17 protein-coding genes and 1 rRNA gene are annotated in these 18,843 nt (G+C 41.2%); 5 read left to right on the forward strand and 13 right to left on the reverse strand.

Features of this window, described 5'->3' with window-relative positions; genetic code table 11:
- Positions 1-15: 15 nt before the first annotated feature.
- From QFZ72_RS02000 to dnaA, 13 genes are all read right to left on the reverse strand, one after another.
- A 16S ribosomal RNA gene (locus QFZ72_RS02000) occupies positions 16-1,553 on the reverse strand.
- A 264-nt stretch (positions 1,554-1,817) separates the two neighbouring features.
- Positions 1,818-2,645, reverse strand: a complete 828-nt coding sequence (locus QFZ72_RS02005; RefSeq protein ID WP_307428756.1) for an HD-GYP domain-containing protein — start codon at positions 2,643-2,645, stop codon at positions 1,818-1,820.
- A 23-nt stretch (positions 2,646-2,668) separates the two neighbouring features.
- Positions 2,669-2,905 carry a hypothetical protein gene (locus QFZ72_RS02010; protein WP_307428758.1) on the reverse strand — a complete coding sequence of 79 codons (237 nt, stop codon included), beginning with the start codon at positions 2,903-2,905 and terminating at the stop codon, positions 2,669-2,671.
- A gap of 269 nt (positions 2,906-3,174) precedes the next feature.
- On the reverse strand, positions 3,175-5,733 hold the full coding sequence (gyrA, locus tag QFZ72_RS02015) for a DNA gyrase subunit A (RefSeq protein WP_307428761.1): 2,559 nt from the start codon (positions 5,731-5,733) through the stop codon (positions 3,175-3,177).
- 743 nt (positions 5,734-6,476) lie between these two features.
- Positions 6,477-6,665, reverse strand: coding sequence for a hypothetical protein (locus QFZ72_RS02020; RefSeq protein ID WP_307428763.1), 189 nt, complete (start codon positions 6,663-6,665; stop codon positions 6,477-6,479).
- Between the two features lie 27 nt (positions 6,666-6,692).
- On the reverse strand, positions 6,693-6,941 hold the full coding sequence (locus tag QFZ72_RS02025) for a hypothetical protein (protein WP_307428765.1): 249 nt from the start codon (positions 6,939-6,941) through the stop codon (positions 6,693-6,695).
- A gap of 175 nt (positions 6,942-7,116) precedes the next feature.
- Entirely contained in the window at positions 7,117-7,362 is a 246-nt protein-coding gene (locus QFZ72_RS02030; RefSeq protein ID WP_307428768.1) for a spore coat protein, read from the reverse strand.
- 175 nt (positions 7,363-7,537) lie between these two features.
- Entirely contained in the window at positions 7,538-9,460 is a 1,923-nt protein-coding gene (gene gyrB / locus QFZ72_RS02035) for a DNA topoisomerase (ATP-hydrolyzing) subunit B (protein ID WP_307428771.1), read from the reverse strand.
- 43 nt (positions 9,461-9,503) lie between these two features.
- Complete coding sequence (gene remB, locus QFZ72_RS02040; RefSeq protein WP_223438839.1) at positions 9,504-9,785, reverse strand: extracellular matrix regulator RemB; 282 nt, start codon at positions 9,783-9,785, stop codon at positions 9,504-9,506.
- Positions 9,786-9,801: 16 nt separating this feature from the next.
- Positions 9,802-10,914 (reverse strand): DNA replication/repair protein RecF, encoded by a 1,113-nt coding sequence (gene recF, locus QFZ72_RS02045; protein WP_307428776.1) that lies wholly within the window; start codon positions 10,912-10,914, stop codon positions 9,802-9,804.
- A gap of 98 nt (positions 10,915-11,012) precedes the next feature.
- Positions 11,013-11,225 (reverse strand): S4 domain-containing protein YaaA, encoded by a 213-nt coding sequence (gene yaaA, locus QFZ72_RS02050; RefSeq protein ID WP_223443758.1) that lies wholly within the window; start codon positions 11,223-11,225, stop codon positions 11,013-11,015.
- 217 nt (positions 11,226-11,442) lie between these two features.
- Positions 11,443-12,579 carry a DNA polymerase III subunit beta gene (dnaN, locus tag QFZ72_RS02055; RefSeq protein WP_307428779.1) on the reverse strand — a complete coding sequence of 379 codons (1,137 nt, stop codon included), beginning with the start codon at positions 12,577-12,579 and terminating at the stop codon, positions 11,443-11,445.
- Between the two features lie 226 nt (positions 12,580-12,805).
- Positions 12,806-14,155: a chromosomal replication initiator protein DnaA gene (dnaA, locus tag QFZ72_RS02060; protein ID WP_307428781.1), complete on the reverse strand. Its 1,350-nt coding sequence runs from the start codon at positions 14,153-14,155 to the stop codon at positions 12,806-12,808.
- 712 nt (positions 14,156-14,867) lie between these two features.
- Here dnaA and rpmH point away from each other — a divergent pair.
- From rpmH to mnmE, 5 genes are all read left to right on the forward strand, one after another.
- Positions 14,868-15,002, forward strand: a complete 135-nt coding sequence (rpmH, locus tag QFZ72_RS02065; RefSeq protein ID WP_029282916.1) for a 50S ribosomal protein L34 — start codon at positions 14,868-14,870, stop codon at positions 15,000-15,002.
- A gap of 163 nt (positions 15,003-15,165) precedes the next feature.
- Positions 15,166-15,540, forward strand: a complete 375-nt coding sequence (gene rnpA, locus QFZ72_RS02070) for a ribonuclease P protein component (RefSeq protein WP_223438835.1) — start codon at positions 15,166-15,168, stop codon at positions 15,538-15,540.
- 108 nt (positions 15,541-15,648) lie between these two features.
- On the forward strand, positions 15,649-16,425 hold the full coding sequence (gene spoIIIJ, locus QFZ72_RS02075; RefSeq protein ID WP_307428790.1) for a YidC family membrane integrase SpoIIIJ: 777 nt from the start codon (positions 15,649-15,651) through the stop codon (positions 16,423-16,425).
- Positions 16,422-17,042 carry an RNA-binding cell elongation regulator Jag/EloR gene (gene jag, locus QFZ72_RS02080; protein WP_307428793.1) on the forward strand — a complete coding sequence of 207 codons (621 nt, stop codon included), beginning with the start codon at positions 16,422-16,424 and terminating at the stop codon, positions 17,040-17,042. The genes spoIIIJ and jag overlap by 4 nt, the downstream gene beginning before the upstream one ends.
- 400 nt (positions 17,043-17,442) lie before the next feature.
- Positions 17,443-18,828 (forward strand): tRNA uridine-5-carboxymethylaminomethyl(34) synthesis GTPase MnmE, encoded by a 1,386-nt coding sequence (mnmE, locus tag QFZ72_RS02085; RefSeq protein ID WP_307428796.1) that lies wholly within the window; start codon positions 17,443-17,445, stop codon positions 18,826-18,828.
- The last annotated feature ends 15 nt before the right edge of the window (positions 18,829-18,843 follow it).

Consider the following 18,843-nt stretch of genomic DNA (forward strand, 5'->3'; position numbering starts at 1 on the left):
CTCATATATCCTTAGAAAGGAGGTGATCCAGCCGCACCTTCCGATACGGCTACCTTGTTACGACTTCACCCCAATCATCTACCCCACCTTAGGCGGCTGGCTCCTTACGGTTACCCCACCGACTTCGGGTGTTGCAAACTCTCGTGGTGTGACGGGCGGTGTGTACAAGGCCCGGGAACGTATTCACCGCGGCATGCTGATCCGCGATTACTAGCGATTCCAGCTTCATGCAGGCGAGTTGCAGCCTGCAATCCGAACTGAGAATGGTTTTATGGGATTGGCTAAACCTCGCGGTCTCGCAGCCCTTTGTACCATCCATTGTAGCACGTGTGTAGCCCAGGTCATAAGGGGCATGATGATTTGACGTCATCCCCACCTTCCTCCGGTTTGTCACCGGCAGTCACCTTAGAGTGCCCAACTGAATGCTGGCAACTAAGATCAAGGGTTGCGCTCGTTGCGGGACTTAACCCAACATCTCACGACACGAGCTGACGACAACCATGCACCACCTGTCACTTTGTCCCCCGAAGGGGAACCTTCTATCTCTAGAAGTGGCAAAGGATGTCAAGACCTGGTAAGGTTCTTCGCGTTGCTTCGAATTAAACCACATGCTCCACCGCTTGTGCGGGCCCCCGTCAATTCCTTTGAGTTTCAGTCTTGCGACCGTACTCCCCAGGCGGAGTGCTTAATGCGTTAGCTGCAGCACTAAAGGGCGGAAACCCTCTAACACTTAGCACTCATCGTTTACGGCGTGGACTACCAGGGTATCTAATCCTGTTCGCTCCCCACGCTTTCGCGCCTCAGCGTCAGTTACAGACCAGAGAGTCGCCTTCGCCACTGGTGTTCCTCCACATCTCTACGCATTTCACCGCTACACGTGGAATTCCACTCTCCTCTTCTGCACTCAAGTTTCCCAGTTTCCAATGACCCTCCCCGGTTGAGCCGGGGGCTTTCACATCAGACTTAAGAAACCGCCTGCGCGCGCTTTACGCCCAATAATTCCGGACAACGCTTGCCACCTACGTATTACCGCGGCTGCTGGCACGTAGTTAGCCGTGGCTTTCTGGTTAGGTACCGTCAAGGTGCGAGCAGTTACTCTCGCACTTGTTCTTCCCTAACAACAGAGTTTTACGATCCGAAAACCTTCATCACTCACGCGGCGTTGCTCCGTCAGACTTTCGTCCATTGCGGAAGATTCCCTACTGCTGCCTCCCGTAGGAGTCTGGGCCGTGTCTCAGTCCCAGTGTGGCCGATCACCCTCTCAGGTCGGCTACGCATCGTTGCCTTGGTGAGCCATTACCTCACCAACTAGCTAATGCGCCGCGGGCCCATCTGTAAGTGACAGCCGAAACCGTCTTTCCAACTTGAACCATGCGGTTCAAGATACTATCCGGTATTAGCTCCGGTTTCCCGGAGTTATCCCAGTCTTACAGGCAGGTTGCCCACGTGTTACTCACCCGTCCGCCGCTGACCTCCTAAGAGGTCCGCTCGACTTGCATGTATTAGGCACGCCGCCAGCGTTCGTCCTGAGCCAGGATCAAACTCTCCGAAGAAAATTTGTGACTCAATTTGTTGCTGACTTAAAAATTTAAAACGTTTGGTACGCTTTTGGTTTTGTTTAGTTTTCAAAGAACTTATTGTGTCGCACTCTCTCGAAGCGACCCCTTTAATATACCATTTCTACTAGGTTAATGTCAATCATTTTTTTGAGAAATAATTTTCGTTAACTGCTTTACGTAGATGATTTGTTACTGACTTATAGAAGTATATCAGCATCTATTAAAATATGCAATAAGAAAAGAGCAAAAAGTTTGCTCTTAAATGATTTCTTTAATAAATAGGTGTCTTTGTTCTTTCAGCGCAAGAATTTCCTCCGTTTCTTCTATCTTTATAAGAGGTCTGGTCGGATATTGATCTTCTATAAAAACGATCTCTGCTATTCTGCCGTCTGACAATCTGACATTTGTGCCTGAACTTAGTTTTAGTAGACCTTTCTTCAATTCGTTCAATGCTGTCAGATCAAATTTACCAAACTCATCTTGCATGAGCTGTTCTAGAACTTTAAAAGGAGATTGTTTGCTTCTATGCGGCCTATCGGAGACCATTGCCTGATACGCATGAGCAAGAGCCGATATTTTGCCGAAGACATGAAGCTGATCAGCCTTCGCTCCCAGAGGGTACCCGCTCCCGTCAAGCCGTTCATGATGCTGCAGCACTCCCAGCTTAACAGCCTCTTTCAAAGAAACGATATTTTTAAGCATTTTGCAGCTGTAAACAGGATGCTGCTTTATTTCTTTAAACTCTTTGTCAGTGAGAGCTGTCTTTTTAGTCAGAAAGCCTTGTTCTATTTTTGTCATGCCGCAGTCACAGAGAAGACCCGACATAGCGACCTGTATCGTATCGCCATAAGAAAAGCCCATACCCTTTCCCAAATAAGCGCATACTAAGGCTGCAGATACTGAATGATGGTAAAGATGGTCTTCATCTTTTATATAATTGTATGTTTTAAATATTTCATGGGGCTCTTTCAGTCCCTGCTCTGCAGCAGGAATTAATAAATTTCTGATTTTCGAGATATCAACCAATGCGCCGGATTGCCAGTCAAGATACAACTGCTTAAAGGCTAGTACGGCGTTTCTATACAACCCCTCAAAATCATTGCTTTGTTTTATTTCTGCTGTTTTTTCACTGAGAGAAGCATCTTGTTTTCCCCTTCAGGTTTAATAGCATTTCCATTTTCAAGGTATGGCTCTACATCAACTTCATCTATTAAAAAAGCCCGCAGTATTTGCAGAAGATCTTGATCTAAGATTGTTTGTCTTCGCATTAAAGGTTTGGGCGATATGGAAAATACGTCTTTTGAAAGAATGCATCCTTCAGATAGCTGATTAATATGGACTCTCATATGAATCCCTCCCAACAACATTATAAACGATTCCATTTAGTAGAAAATGGTTTTTGAAAATAAAAAAAGGCTGTGTTCGCAATGATAATTGCTTTCCGTATTAAAACCGTACACATATTAAGTTTCATACCGCTCTCTTATCATGGTATAACAGATATTGAAGTTAATTAGTGCCCAAAGCCGATTTTTTCACTGACAAATGACAGCAACAAAGTTACGAAAAGAGCATAAAAAAAGACATAGCTTTTCAGGCTATGTCTTTCATTTGCTTATTCTTCTGTATCTGGTTCATCAGAGGAGTCTTCGACAGAATTTTCTTCAGTTAAGTTTTGTTCTGCAGATGAATCTTCCTGTGACCCTTCTTCATTTTCCAAAAGCTCAGCATCTTCCGGTTCAAGTTCTTCTTTTTCTACGACGGCAACAGTTGCAACATGCTCTTCGTCACCAAGTTTAATCAGCTTAACACCCTGTGTATTACGGCCGGTTGTAGAGATACTGTCGATAGCCATTCGGATAAGAACACCGCTTGCTGTAATCAGCATGAGGTCCTCTTCTCCTGTAGAAGGTTTTACAGAAATCACTGTACCGTTTTTCTCCGTGACGTTACATGTTTTAATTCCTTTACCGCCTCGGCTTTGAATCCGATATTCAGCTGCAGGCGTTCGTTTCCCGAATCCATTGCGGGTTACGACAAGAACATCGACATCTTCTTCAAGGATTTCCATTCCGACAACTTCATCGTCAGAGTCGAGTGTAATCCCTTTTACACCTGTCGCGGTACGTCCCATTGAACGCACATCCGTTTCAGGGAAGCGAATCAGCATTCCCTTTTTCGTGCCGATCATGATGTGCTTCGTTCCATCTGTTAAACGGACAGAAATAAGTTCATCGTTTTCACGCAGGTTAACTGCGATCAAGCCGCCTTTTCTGATATTTGCGAATTGAGTCAGAGGTGAACGTTTAGATATTCCTTCTTTTGTTGTAAAGAATAATGACCAATCGTCTGCGAATTCAGAAACAGGAATGATGGCATTCACCCATTCGCCTTTTTCTATTTCCAGAAGGTTAATAATCGGAAGCCCTTTAGCTGTTCTTCCGTACTCTGGAATTTCATATCCTTTTGTACGGTAAACTTTCCCTTTATTCGTAAAGAAAAGAATCGTGTCATGAGTAGATGTTGTTAAAAGATGTTCTACGAAATCATCCTCATTCGTACCCATGCCCTGAATCCCTCTGCCTCCACGGCGCTGGCTGCGGTAGGTTGAGATAGGGAGTCTCTTAATATAGCCATTATGAGTAAGAGTAATAACGATATTTTCAACAGGAATCAGATCTTCATCTTCGATCATTTCAATTCCGCCGGATACAATTTCTGTACGGCGCATATCGTTAAAACGATCTTTAATTTCTTCTAATTCCTCGCGGATAATTTCAAGGACTTTTTCATCGTCTGCGAGGATTGCTTTTAATTCTGCAATCAGCTGCACAAGTCCCTGGTACTCTTCTTCGATTTTCTCTCTTTCAAGTCCTGTTAAACGCTGCAGACGCATATCAAGAATCGCCTGTGCCTGTTTTTCAGAAAGGGAGAAATTATCCATCAGACCAAGACGTGCGATATCAGTTGTCTGAGAGCTGCGGATCAGGGCGATCACTTCATCCAGGTGATCCAGTGCAATTCTCAAGCCCTCTAAAATATGCGCACGTGCTTCCGCTTTACGAAGTTCAAACGCTGTGCGGCGGCGAATAATCACCTTCTGATGATCCAGATAGTATACTAGGAACTGTTTAAGGTTCAATACTTGAGGCTGGCCATTTACAAGTGCGAGCATATTGATGCCGAAGCTTGTCTGAAGGGCAGTCTGTTTGTATAGATTATTTAAAAGAACATTTGAATTAGCATCTTTACGCACTTCAATGACAATACGCATTCCGTTGCGGTCTGATTCATCACGCAGATCGGTGATACCCTCAATTTTCTTGTCACGCACAAGCTCCGCAATTTTTTCAATTAACTTCGCTTTATTTACCTGGTAAGGAAGTTCTCTTACGATAATGACTTCTTTACCTGATGCCTTTTCCTCTATTTCCACTTTAGCCCGGATTGTAATAGATCCGCGGCCTGTTTCATAGGCTTTGCGAATCCCGCTTCGGCCAATAATCTGACCAGCTGTTGGGAAATCCGGTCCCGGAATGATTTCCATCAGCTCAGGAATGCTCACATCCGGATCTTTACTTACAGCAAGTACACCGTCGATGACTTCTCCCAGCTGATGTGGAGGGATATTTGTTGCCATGCCGACTGCGATACCCGCTGCGCCGTTTACGAGCAAATTAGGGTATCGGGACGGAAGGACAACCGGCTCTCGTTCTGAACCGTCATAGTTGTCCTGATAGTCGATTGTATCTTTATTGATATCGCGAATAAGTTCCATCGCAATTTTGGACATGCGAGCCTCTGTATAACGCATAGCCGCAGCTCCGTCGCCATCGACTGAACCGAAGTTGCCATGTCCATCTACAAGCATATATCTGAAGTTGAAATTTTGTGCCATTCGGACCATTGAATCATAAACGGCACTGTCACCATGAGGGTGATACTTACCGATAACTTCTCCGACGATACGGGCAGATTTCTTAAACGGTTTATCAGATGTCATCCCTAAATCATTCATCGCATATAAAATACGGCGGTGAACAGGCTTTAACCCGTCACGAACATCGGGAAGCGCACGCGAAACAATAACACTCATCGCATAATCCAAAAAAGATGAGCGCATTTCATGACTAATATTAATCTCTTTTACTTGAGGAGTTTTATTTTCTTCCATGTTTGAACCTCCCTAATCTATATAGCTATATAGCTCCTGCCAGAAAAGCGGAAGCGCCTTGTTTAACCGAGGATCCAGGCGCTGGAGCTTTGACAAAGATGCGCAAATTTTTATACTTTCTTATCTCAAAAAAAAACGGGAGTTAAAGGTCTCCGGAAACTTTTGATCTTTTAAATCTTGTTGACAATATATCAAACTGATTATATATGGCTGAATAAAATTAAATAATAGCCTACTCTCCATTATATCAATAAACCTATGACATTACACGTCAAATTCAGATAAAAATGCGATTCATCTAAAGAATCCCTGCCTGTTGAGGCAAGGATTCCAGTTTTGTGATTCTTTAATTCAGTATAGACAACCAATCTTTCTTCATGCGTACGCTCTTCTTGATTAAATGTACCGGTACATGTAATTAAACCTGAGTTTGCTTGTGTATGAGATGTCGAAAATTTTATTCACTGGAGCATTCTTCCGATTATAAGAACCTATACCTAAAACTTCTAAAATAATTGTTTTTCCAGAGGGTACAATTCCTTCTCTCTCTTTTTTAACTTCATACTATCCGGGGGGGATAGAAGGGGGGGAAAGAAATTGATTTTTATCAGAATCACCATTTGTGTCGCCTGCCTCAGCTGTACTGAGATCCGCCTTATTCCCTTTTTTTCACAGCCGGAAAGCATAAGAAGGAATAAAAGATAGAAAAAAGAGGACATCTCTGCCCCCTTGCTTCATCCCGCTTAGTTATTTACAGATTTTCTGCGAGCAATCATTGCAATCGCAGCGGAAGCCAGGATAAATCCAAAAAAGCTCCATAAAATTGCCCTGCTGTTTGTTTCGCTTATACCGCCCATACCTGTTTTAGGCATTTCAGATGATTTTTCGCCTTCGAATTTTTCAGGAAACTGATCAACAATAGTACCAGACATCGCTTGGCCTACTCCAAACATATGCGTTTATGCAACGTGAATAGTTTCATAAGCTGCAGGATAATCTTTGCCGGTATAGCTGTTGAATGCATTCACTAATTGATCAATATGCTCTTTAAGGCCCGCCTCAAGGTCAGCCGCTTTTAAGCGTCCCTCTGTTGCAGCATCAAGGAATGCCGCCTGTTCTGCTCGGTACTCATCCAATTCTGCTGCAGCCATTTCTTTTCCTTCTTCATTGTTTTCAGCAGTTGCATTTACGTAGTCTACAAAGTACACGATGTGGCTGCTTCAAATTTAATTAAACTGGTCTCTCCTTGTTCTTTTAGTTTAGCGAATATTTACACTATGACTAACGGAGAGAGCTTTTATATAGATCATAAAAAATTAATAAATTTTTCAGATCTTGATTTCACAAAAAGAAAAAACATCCTTACCGGATGTTTTTCGGCTGTTAATAGTAATAAGGGTAGTACGGATATGGATACGGCGGATAATACGGATAATATGGATAACCAAATCCATATCCAGGAGTTAATAATGCTCCTGCTGCAAGCCCTCCAATAAACCCAGTTGCAAATGGAAACCCAAAACCCAGTCTTCCAAAACCAAACCCGGGTCTGCCGAATCCGAATCCAGGTCTTCCAAACCAAAATGGACGCCGTAAGTCTTCTTGATTATAAAATGGCTGATTATTCATCTTTACGCCTCCTGCTTAGATAAATTGCCTACTTTTATAAAGATATGCAGGACAACTTAAAAAGTAGTGGGCTTCTCGCAATTTCATAAGCAGGAGAAAAAAAGAACAGGCAAAGCACGTATTCTGCTTTCCTGTTCTTTATGATAAAGCCGTATTTCCGAATCCGAATTTCTTGCTAGATATCCAGATTTTTTACGTATTGAGCATTGCCTTCAATGAAATTTCGGCGGGGCTCTACTTTGTCACCCATAAGGATGTCAAATGTTTCGTCTGCTTCCATTGCATCTTCTAAAGTAACTTGAAGGAATGTTCTTGTGCTAGGGTCCATCGTTGTTTCCCAAAGCTGCTCAGGGTTCATTTCCCCAAGACCTTTATAGCGCTGGATGCCCGGTTTTGGATTAGCAGGCAGTTCTGCCATCAGCTTCTCCATTTCTCTGTCGTTGTACGCATATTCAATTCGTTTACCCTGCTGCACTTTATATAAAGGCGGCTGTGCAATGTAGACAAATCCATTTTCAATGATTTGACGCATGTAGCGGTAGAAGAATGTAAGCAGAAGCGTCCGGATATGGGCGCCATCCACGTCAGCATCAGTCATGATAATTATTTTATGATAACGCGCCTTTGATATATCGAAATCTTCTGCGATCCCTGTTCCGAGAGCGGTAATGATCGTGCGGATCTCGTTATTGGAAAGAATTTTATCCAGACGGGCTTTTTCAACGTTAATGATTTTTCCTCTTAACGGAAGGATTGCCTGGAAATGACGGTCACGGCCTTGTTTTGCAGAACCTCCCGCAGAGTCACCCTCAACGACATATAATTCAGAAATAGAAGGGTCTTTAGAAGAACAGTCTGCCAGTTTACCCGGCAAGTTCGAAATTTCAAGGGCGCTTTTGCGGCGTGTTAATTCACGTGCTTTTTTTGCTGCAAGACGGGCTCTCGATGCCATTAATCCTTTTTCCAGAATTTTCTTGGCAGTTGAAGGGTTTTCCAATAAAAACTTCTCAAAACCTTCTGCAAAAAGATTATCAGTAACCGTTCGTGTTTCCGAGTTGCCTAATTTTGTTTTGGTTTGTCCTTCAAACTGCGGGTCAGGATGCTTAACAGAGATAATCGCAGTTATTCCTTCACGGACATCATCACCCGTCAGATTGGCATCATTTTCTTTAAATGCGCCATTTTTACGGGCATAGTCATTAATTACTCTAGTAAGAGCTGTTTTAAATCCAGCTTCATGAGTTCCGCCTTCATACGTATGAATATTGTTGGCAAAAGAATAAATATTGCTTGTGTAAGAATCATTGTATTGCAAGGCAACCTCAACTGTAATGCCGTCCTTTTCGCCTTCCATGTAGACAGGCTCTTCATGAATAACTTCACGTGTACGGTTTAAATGCTCGACATATGACTTAATTCCGCCCTCGTATAAGTATTCCTTTTTGCGTTTATTTTCGCGTTTATCTTCAATAGTAATTTTAATATTACGGTTTAAGAAAGCTAATTCTCTTAAGCGATTTGCGAGGGTGTCAAAGTCATATTCAACCGTTTCCGTGAAAATTTCCGGATCAGGGCAAAAGTGAGTTGTCGTTCCTGTTAGTTCACTTTCTCCTATGACTTCCAAATCACCGGCAGGCACACCGCGCTCGAATTTTTGATAATGAATTTTGCCTTCTCGGTATACGGTAACCTCAAGGACTGTCGAAAGCGCGTTAACTACAGATGCACCAACGCCATGCAGTCCGCCTGATACTTTGTAGCCTCCGCCGCCGAACTTTCCTCCGGCATGGAGAACGGTCATGATGACTTCAACCGCTGGGCGGCCCATCTTTTCATGAATCCCGACCGGAATTCCGCGGCCATTGTCTTTTACGGTAATGCTGTTATCTTCTTCAACAATAATGTTAATTTCGTCACAATAACCAGCAAGAGCTTCGTCAATACTGTTATCAACAATTTCCCAAACGAGATGGTGAAGACCTTTTGCTGCTGTTGATCCAATATACATCCCAGGACGTTTCCGGACAGCTTCTAAGCCTTCTAATACTTGTATTTGGTTTTCATCATAAGTTTGCTGTTCGACTTGTTTTTGTTCCATCGCCACTATGATCACCTACACTTTTCTTAAGGGCTTATAAAAATTATTGAGAATGATTTTTGAATGGTTCATCCGCAACCATTTCTATGTCAAATGTGAATTTCGCGCGTTTTTTCAACGTGCCTGAAGCAAGAGGGGAAAAATAGATTTTATCTGTGGTTACAACAATAGATTTTGTCTCGCCGCTCGCAAGCTTGACTGTATGATTCTGATGTTTTTCTAAAAACTCACTGACAATCCCGGATGTTTTTGAAGATTGATGATCAACAATCATGACAACTTCTTTTGAGGGAATCACAAAATTGTCTCCCAGGTGAATATACAAGAAAAACCACCTCTTTTCAGCGTGTCAGCCTGCCTTTTGCAACACGGTATGTCGTTGCTTCTTTCAGCGTCTGATGGTCAATGCCTTCAACACTTGTTGTAGTAACAAATGTCTGCACTTTCCCTTGAATCGTATTTAATAAATGCGATTGTCTGTAATCGTCGAGTTCTGATAAAACATCATCGAGAAGCAAAATCGGGTATTCTCCAATTTCCTCATGAATCAATTCGATTTCTGCCAGCTTCAGCGATAATGCGGTTGTCCGCTGCTGCCCCTGTGAACCGAATGTCTGCACATCGCGCCCATTCACAAAAAATAAGAGATCATCTCTGTGGGGACCAGCAAGTGTTGCGCCGCGCTCGATTTCTCTATCTTTTATTTTATCAAACTTCTCTTCATATGCTTCTATCATTTTCGACAAACTTGCCTCTTCTGATACATCCACAGATGCTTTATACTCAATTGTTAACGTTTCAAGTCCTCTGCTGATGCCTGTGTGAATCGGCTGGGCCCACTTTTGCAGCTTCTCTATGAACTCAATCCGTTTTAAAATAACTTTTGCTGCAGACTCTGCCAGCTGTGAAGTTAGTACATCAAGCATGGTGCGATCCGTTTGTTTGCGCATCTGCATCTGCTTTAAATACTGATTCCGCTGCAGCATAATTTTTTGAAATCTATTTAAATCATGCAGATAGACAGGAGAAACCTGTCCAATTTCCATATCAATAAAACGTCTTCTGATTTGGGGGCTTCCCTTCACGAGATTGAGATCCTCGGGTGCAAACATAATGACATTCATTGCCCCTACATACTGGCTCAATTTCTGCTGTTCAATATGATTCAGCTTCGCTTTTTTCCCTTTTTTCGAGACAACGAGCTGCATGGCGACAGAGCCGCTGTGTTTTTCTACTCTGCCTTCTATTTTAGCATATTCCTTGTCCCAATAGATAAGATCTTTGTCATTTGAGGTGCGATGAGACTTTGCCATGGCTAAAACGTAGATCGCTTCCATCACATTTGTCTTGCCCTGGGCATTCTCCCCTAAAATAACATTGACCTTATTTTCAAACTCCACGGTCAGCTCTTCATAATTCCTGAAATTCCGCAGCGTTAATTCTTTGATAAACAAATCCGTTCACCAACTTTAGTTTTTGCTCTTTTGTAAAGAGAGTGTTCAATCATTCAGATTATCTTATATATAAATGGCGGACTTTTTAGAAAAGAGCCTTAGTTTTTCACGATAAAAGAGCCAAAGTCTGGAATATCAACCGTATCATCAGCAACCAGTTTTTTTCCGCGGCGGTTTTCAGGCTCGCCATTTACAAAAATCGCATATTCCTGCAAAAACCATTTGGCCATACCGCCTGTCTGAATGACTTCAGCAAGCTTTAAGAACTGTCCAAGCGTAATATATTCTGTCTCAATTTTTACTGGTTTTATTGACACTACGGATCGCCTTCTTTCTTTAAGTCTCCAACAGTTAATTTTACTAAACTTCTTTATACTTTAACAATACATAATTAAACCTTTAAAAACTTTACTCCACATTTGTTCGTTATCAAGAATCACAGTGTCCACCTCAGATGAACAGGAAGTGGGTATAAGGTCCTGCGAATAGAAAAGAAAAGCTGCCAGCTTGTGCCAGCAGCTTGTTTAATTAATACGTTCTGACAGGAAGAATTAATTGGAGAATGGAATCATCTTCTGGAGTGCGGATCAAAAATGGTCTCATTGCACCCGTAAAGCTGATTTTAATTTCCGTTCCTTCAAGTGCTTTTAATGCATCCATCATATATTTTGCACTGAATGAGATTTTTAATTCCTCTCCTGTTATTTCCTGAGTCTGTACTTCCTCAATCACTTTTCCGATTTCCGGGGTGTTTGAAGAAACTTCTACAATGCCTTCTTCGAGGGTTGAAAACTTAACCACGTTATTTCTTCCTTCTTTTGCAAGAAGGGATGCACGGTCGATGGCTTGAAGAAATTCTCTTGTATTCAGCACCATGTCCGTTTTGCTCTCAGCAGGAATAAGTCTCGTTGTATCTGGATAGTTGCCGTCCAAAAGCCTTGAGAAGAAAAGTAAATTTTCAGCTTTAAAAAGGACTTGGCTTTCTGTAATGACAATTTCAATTTCATCACTTGTGTCTGCAAGAATTTTGCTTAATTCATTTAAGCTTTTTCCAGGAATAACGACATTATAAGAGCTGTCTGTCTCCGTTTCAATTTTTGCTTTGCGGAGCGCCAGACGGTGACTGTCTGTTGCAATACAGGTTAATTCTCTATTTTCAAGCTTCCAGTTAACCCCTGTCAAAATCGGACGAGTTTCTGAAGTTGAGACTGAGAATACAGTTTGACGGATCATCGTTTTTAATAAATCTGTCGGTACTCTAAAACTATTATGTTCTTCTACTTGAGGCAGATGAGGATACTCTTCAGCATCCAGCCCATTCAGATTAAATTCTGCTTTGCCTGAACGGATGACGGTCATATGATGGCCTAGAACTTCTATTTCTACCGATTCTTTCGGAAGTTTTTTAACGATTTCCCCAAAAAAGCGGGCTTGAAGAACGATGCTTCCAGTTTGTTTGATTTCAACAATTTCTTTGCCGTTTTCTTCAGTAGGAATAAAAGATTCAATCGAGATGTCTGAATCGCTTCCTGTAAGTGTGACACCTTCTTCTGTTGCAACAATTTTAATTCCTGTCAAAATCGGGATCGTTGTTCTTGAAGATACAGCCTTCATAACATCTTGAACACTTTGAACTAACCGATCTTTTTGGATGACAAATTTCATTTAGGGAAATCCTCCTTTTTTTTCGTATGGGAGCATATTTCATTGAGCCACTTAATATATATATTATTTAAAGAAAAAATAGTAGAAGTACTAGTAGGGCCTGTGGAAATGTGTATAACTCTGTTGACGAAAGGAAACACAGCCTATCCACCTGTGGACAGACTGTGTATGAATCGTGCTTGGTTATTCACATTATCCATATTAATTTTTATAAGTGCAAGCTTTTTTAAGAACCCTTCAGCATGCTTTCGATCTCTTTTAGCTGTTTAACAAGCTGATCATCGACCTGAAGCAGCTTAGAAATTTTTTCGTGGGCATGAATAACTGTAGTATGATCACGGCCTCCGAATTCTTCGCCAATTTTGGGCAATGAGGAATCCGTTAATTCTCTGGAAAGATACATGGCGATTTGTCTTGGGAACGCCACTGATTTTGTACGTTTTTTTGCTTTGAAGTCTTCTAGTTTTACACTGAAGTGCTGACCGACCATGCGCTGGATATCAGCAATCGTAATCATTCTCGGCTTAGAGCTTGGAATTATATCCTTAAGAGCTTCTGCTGCCAGGTCCGCATTTATATCCTTATTAATTAAAGATGAATAAGCTACAACTCGGATAAGTGCTCCTTCTAGCTCACGAATATTTGAATCAATTTGATTCGCGATGTAAAGCATAACCTCATTCGGAATATCAAGTCCTTCAGCCTTTGCCTTCTTTCTGAGGATGGCAATTCTTGTTTCTAAATCCGGCGGTGTAATATCTGTGATTAAACCCCATTCAAACCTGGAACGAAGACGGTCTTCCAAGGTGGGAATTTCTTTTGGAGGACGGTCGCTTGAGATAACAATTTGCTTGCTTTCTTCATGGAGTGTATTAAACGTATGGAAAAACTCCTCTTGAGTTTGTTCTTTCCCTGCAAGAAATTGAATATCATCTATAAGCAGCACGTCGACACTGCGGTATTTGTTGCGGAAGTCTTTCGCTTTGTTGTCGCGAATGCTATTGATAAATTCATTTGTAAACTTTTCTGATGATAAATAAACGACTTTAGCGTTAGGCTTATGGTCAATCACATAGTGGCCAATCGCGTGCATTAAATGCGTTTTTCCAAGTCCTACTCCCCCATAAATAAACAGCGGATTATAAGCTTTGGCGGGTGCTTCTGCTACAGCAAGAGAAGCTGCATGGGCAAAACGGTTCCCGGATCCGATTACGAATGTGTCAAATGTATATTTCGGATTAAGCATATTTTGCGGAAGCTCGATCTGTTCTTCCTCTTTAGTCATCGGCTTTAGGGGTGACTTCGGCATAAAATCAACGTCATTCTGATTTTGGGGAATAATAAACTTAATCAGCAATTCCTCGCCGGTAAGCTCATAAATGATATTGGCAATTAAATGCAGATACCTGGATTCAAGCCAGTCACGAGCAAATTCATTTGGTGCAGTGATTGTTAATGTATCTCCCTTAAGAGCATGAGCTTTAGTGGATTTAAGCCATGTTTCAAAACTTGGCTTGCTCAGCTTTTTTTCAATTTCTGATAAAGCTTTGCTCCATAATTCATCAATATTCTCCATATGAGGCATCTCCCTCCTTTTTCTATAAAATGAATGTGTACATGTTTTGTACAACAGCTGGATGTCCGTGAATAAAAATACAAAACGAACAAAATGTGCATAAATATATAATATAGTAGAAAAACGTCTTTTCGACATAAACCGTTAAATGTGGACAAGTTTTTTAACAGGGTGTTTATAATCTTTCCACATGTTATCCACAGAGTGTGGATAAATCGGATATTGACGTTCCGATATTCAGAGTGAAAACACAAATATAATATCAAATTAAACGAAGCGGCGCAATGCTTTTATAAAACTTATCCACATATCCGGCTCTTTGTTGAGAATAATTGTCCACATATGTTTGTTCTGTGTGAAACCTGTCGATAACAGGTGTGGATAAAAAATATGTCGAAAAAACTATTCACAGCCTATGAAGTTTAATAGATTTGTACATCAATAATTAGTTAGGCTCTTTTTTTAAAAACTTGATGATTCAGAATGCAAAAAGAATTTTAAATTTTTTTTAGCGGAATCTATCTCGATTTTGCTAATTTAAGTGGAAAAGATCTTCCCTGACTTGAAAAATTTCTATATGAAAACAATAAATAATATGAGAACAGTCTTTCAGTGTGAGATCTTTTTTGTCATATGGTTGACAATTCACTAGGTCACTCTCTATAATTAGAAAGACTGTCTTTAACAGCTATTCCTCAGGGAGGTGTCTATAATGAAAAGAACTTATCAACCAAATAATCGCAAACATAGTAAAGTTCACGGTTTCCGCGCTCGCATGAGCTCAAAAAACGGACGTAAAGTGCTAGCTGCACGTCGTCGTAAAGGAAGAAAAGTATTATCAGCATAGGCCACTGAAAAGTATCAGTGGTCTTTTTTACATGGCCCAATCCTACTCATGATTGGGCCATGTTTTTCAAAAACAGCTGTTTAAATAGATATTGTTAAAGAAATAATGATGGAAAAGCTCTCAACAGGCTGGAGAATTTCAGGCAAGGATCCGGAGTGAGGAAATGAAAAAGAAAAACCGCATCAAAAAAAACGAAGACTTCCAAAAAGTATTCAAGCATGGTAAGTCGATGGCAAATAGACAATTTGTGATCTACATGCTGGGTCAGCCTGAAGAAAAAGAATTCCGTTTAGGTTTATCAGTCAGTAAAAAAATAGGGAATGCCGTCACAAGAAACCGAATTAAGCGTCTCGTCCGGCAAGTATTTCTCGAAGAAAAGGACAGCTTAAAAACAGGCATTGATTATATAGTAATTGCCAGAAAGCCGGCATCCGAAATGGACTATCATGAAGTCAAAAGCAGTTTATTGCACCTTTTCAGAAAAACAAAAGTCCACAGAGCAAGACCCCAGCGTGAAAACTCCATAAAAAATACATAGAAAAGTGAAAAATGAAAGAAGTTTTCCTTTTTAAAAGATGTTAAAATAAGTGTTGAATAAAGTCGGCAGAACTTGCAGGTTTAGTTATTTTGTTAGGAGGAATACCGGTTGAAAAGGAGAATATTGTTAGTGCTTGGCTTAATGAGCATCATGATGCTTCTTGCAGGATGTACAGAAGTGAATCAGCCAATCACAGAAGAAAGTCAGGGATTCTGGAATCACTACATTGTGTATCCGTTGTCATGGCTGATCATATATTTTGCAGAATTAATGGGTAACAGCTACGGACTGTCAATCGTTATCGTTACGCTGATCATACGTTTAGCGATCTTGCCTTTAATGATTAAACAGATCAAAAACTCAAAAGCGATGCAGGAATTACAGCCAGAAATGCAAAAGCTGCGTGAAAAATACAGCTCTAAAGATCAAAAAACACAGCAAAAACTGCAGCAGGAAACAATGGCTTTATTCCAGAAGAATAAAGTGAACCCGCTTGCAGGGTGTTTTCCATTATTAGTTCAAATGCCAATCCTGATTGGTTTTTATCATGCAATTATGAGAACAGAAGCAATTGCAGATCACAACTTCCTATGGTTTGACCTGGGATCACGTGATCCAATATTCCTGCTTCCGGTCATTGCAGGTATTACAACATTTATTCAACAAAAATTGACAATGGCGGGAACAGCAAATCAAAATCCGCAAATGGCTATGCTTTTATATATCATGCCAATAATGATCGTCATCTTTGCTGTCAGCTTCCCAGCTGCACTATCTTTATATTGGGTAGTCGGAAATATATTCATGATCGTGCAGACAATGATCATCTACGGACCTGATATTAGAGCGAAAGCACTTTCAAAATCGGGAGGAACGAAAAAGTGAGAGAAATAACTGCTACCGGACTTAGCGTCGAAGAAGCAGTACAATCCGCTTTAACACAACTGAATGCAAGCGATAAAGAAGTTGAAATTACCGTTCTTGATGAAGGGAAAAAGGGATTTTTAGGACTGTTTGGGGCAAAACCTGCAAGGGTAAAAGCCGTAAAACTTCCAAATCCTGCTGAAGAAGCGCATCGTTTTCTGACAGAAGTGATCAGAAATATGAATGTGGAAGCAAAGGTTGAAATGATTCAGGAAGGCAAAAATGTCACGTTTCAAATTGAAGGAGAGAAGGTTGCGCTCTTAATTGGAAAGCGCGGACAAACGCTTAATTCTCTGCAATATTTGACACAGCTCGCGGCAAATCGTCATTCTAATCACTACTTGCATATTACAGTAGATGCTGAAAACTACAGAACCCGCCGCAAAGAAACATTAATTCAGCTCGCTCAGAAGCTTGCACATCAGGCTGTTCGTACTAAAAGAGAGGTTCCTTTAGAACCCATGCCTTCATATGAACGAAAGATTATCCATGCTGCTCTAGTTAACCAGCAGCACAAGATTAAAACATACTCGGTTGGAGAAGAACCTAATCGTCATTTGGTGATTGCTCCTAAATAAGAAAAGTAAAATCGCCTGTTTAGCGCAGGAAGACAGATAAGAATCCGACACTTTGACTTTTTTGGCGGATTTGTTCTGCCGAGGAATTAGGCGATTAGCGGGACTTTGCCCGAACAATACTCATCTGACACACCAAAACCCTGCTGGTATTTAATCAGCGGGTTTTTTTGTGCTTTCTTTTATGCTTAAGGGCTTAGAAACCTTCCATTTGGAAATATTGTTATTAACATGTGGATAAGTTAAAATGATAATGAGAGAATTGTGCGGAATTTAAGTCTGTGGATAATTCAATATATTTTTCTTTCCAATAAGAAATAACTATGATATCTTATAAATTTGACTGCGTATATAATGGGAAATTTCTATATAGATTTATTTTGAAAGAAGCGGGGTGAAACGTATGGAATTCGATACAATTGCAGCAATATCCACACCAATGGGAGAGGGAGCAATTGCCATCGTCAGATTAAGCGGGGACGATGCGATCAAGATTGCGGACAGATTGTATTCAGGTCCTTCAGGAAAACGATTGGCAGAGGTACCTTCACATACGATTCATTACGGGCATATTGCAGATCCTGATACTGGCCAAATTGTAGAAGAAGTCATGGTTTCGGTTTTGAAAGGCCCTAAGACATTTACGAGGGAAGATATAGTAGAAATAAACTGCCACGGCGGGATTGTAACAGTTAACCGTGTCCTGCAGCTTGCATTAAACCACGGGGCGCGGCTTGCAGAACCTGGTGAATTTACGAAGAGAGCGTTTTTAAATGGACGAATTGATTTGTCGCAAGCTGAAGCGGTGATGGATTTAATAAGAGCAAAAACAGATCGTGCAATGAATGTCGCCCTTGGACAGATGGAAGGAAGATTATCAAAGCTCATTTTGCGTCTGCGCCAGGAAATTCTTGAGACACTTGCACATGTGGAAGTAAACATAGATTATCCTGAATATGATGATGTAGAAGAAATGACGCACAGCATGCTGATTGAAAAAGCAACGTTCGTCAAAAACGAGATTGAAAAGCTGCTGCAAACATCCCAGCAGGGCAAGATTTTAAGAGAGGGTCTTTCAACGGTCATCGTAGGCAGACCTAATGTAGGCAAATCGTCGCTTCTGAATAGTCTGATTCATGAAAATAAAGCGATTGTAACAGATATACCGGGAACGACAAGGGATGTCATTGAGGAATATGTAAACGTTCGGGGCGTGCCTCTTCGTTTAGTTGATACAGCTGGTATTAGGGAGACAGAGGACATTGTCGAGAGAATCGGTGTTGAGAAATCTAGACAGGTATTGAAAAAGGCCGATCTTATCCTGCTTGTTTTAAACTACAGTGAAGCTCTTGCAAAAGAGGATGAGCAGCTGTTTGAAGCTGTAAGCGGAATGGACGTAATTGTTATCGTCAATAAAACAGACCTTCCTCAAAAAGTAGATTTGAAACGGGTAAGGGAGCTTGCTAAAGAATCTCCTGTAGTGACGACTTCTCTGCTTGAAGAACAGGGAATTGATCAGCTTGAAGAATCCATCAGCTCGCTGTTTTTCGAAGGCAGCGTTGGCGCTTCGGATTTAACCTATGTTTCAAACACAAGGCACATTGCTTTGCTGTCACAGGCAAAACGTACCATTGAAGATGCACTTGAAGCGATTGAAGCGGGTGTGCCGATTGATCTTGTACAAATCGATTTGACGCGTACGTGGGAGCTGCTCGGTGAAATCATTGGAGATGCTGTTCATGAAAGTCTGATTGATCAGCTGTTTGCTCAGTTCTGTTTAGGAAAATAAGGGCTGTATATATAA

This window comes from Bacillus sp. V2I10 (assembly GCF_030817055.1).
Taxonomy (GTDB): domain Bacteria; phylum Bacillota; class Bacilli; order Bacillales; family Bacillaceae; genus Bacillus_P.

What these genes read in the sequence shown, in the direction of transcription:
- QFZ72_RS02010 (WP_307428758.1), bottom strand. Translation starts at nt 2,905, where the DNA reads ATGAGAGTCCATATTAATCAGCTATCTGAAGGATGCATTCTTTCAAAA.
- dnaA (WP_307428781.1), bottom strand. Translation starts at nt 14,155, where the DNA reads ATGGAGAATATTGATGAATTATGGAGCAAAGCTTTATCAGAAATTGAA.
- rpmH (WP_029282916.1), top strand. Translation starts at nt 14,868, where the DNA reads ATGAAAAGAACTTATCAACCAAATAATCGCAAACATAGTAAAGTTCAC.
- QFZ72_RS02020 (WP_307428763.1), bottom strand. Translation starts at nt 6,665, where the DNA reads ATGTCTGGTACTATTGTTGATCAGTTTCCTGAAAAATTCGAAGGCGAA.
- gyrB (WP_307428771.1), bottom strand. Translation starts at nt 9,460, where the DNA reads ATGGAACAAAAACAAGTCGAACAGCAAACTTATGATGAAAACCAAATA.
- dnaN (WP_307428779.1), bottom strand. Translation starts at nt 12,579, where the DNA reads ATGAAATTTGTCATCCAAAAAGATCGGTTAGTTCAAAGTGTTCAAGAT.
- rnpA (WP_223438835.1), top strand. Translation starts at nt 15,166, where the DNA reads ATGAAAAAGAAAAACCGCATCAAAAAAAACGAAGACTTCCAAAAAGTA.
- gyrA (WP_307428761.1), bottom strand. Translation starts at nt 5,733, where the DNA reads ATGGAAGAAAATAAAACTCCTCAAGTAAAAGAGATTAATATTAGTCAT.
- mnmE (WP_307428796.1), top strand. Translation starts at nt 17,443, where the DNA reads ATGGAATTCGATACAATTGCAGCAATATCCACACCAATGGGAGAGGGA.
- QFZ72_RS02030 (WP_307428768.1), bottom strand. Translation starts at nt 7,362, where the DNA reads ATGAATAATCAGCCATTTTATAATCAAGAAGACTTACGGCGTCCATTT.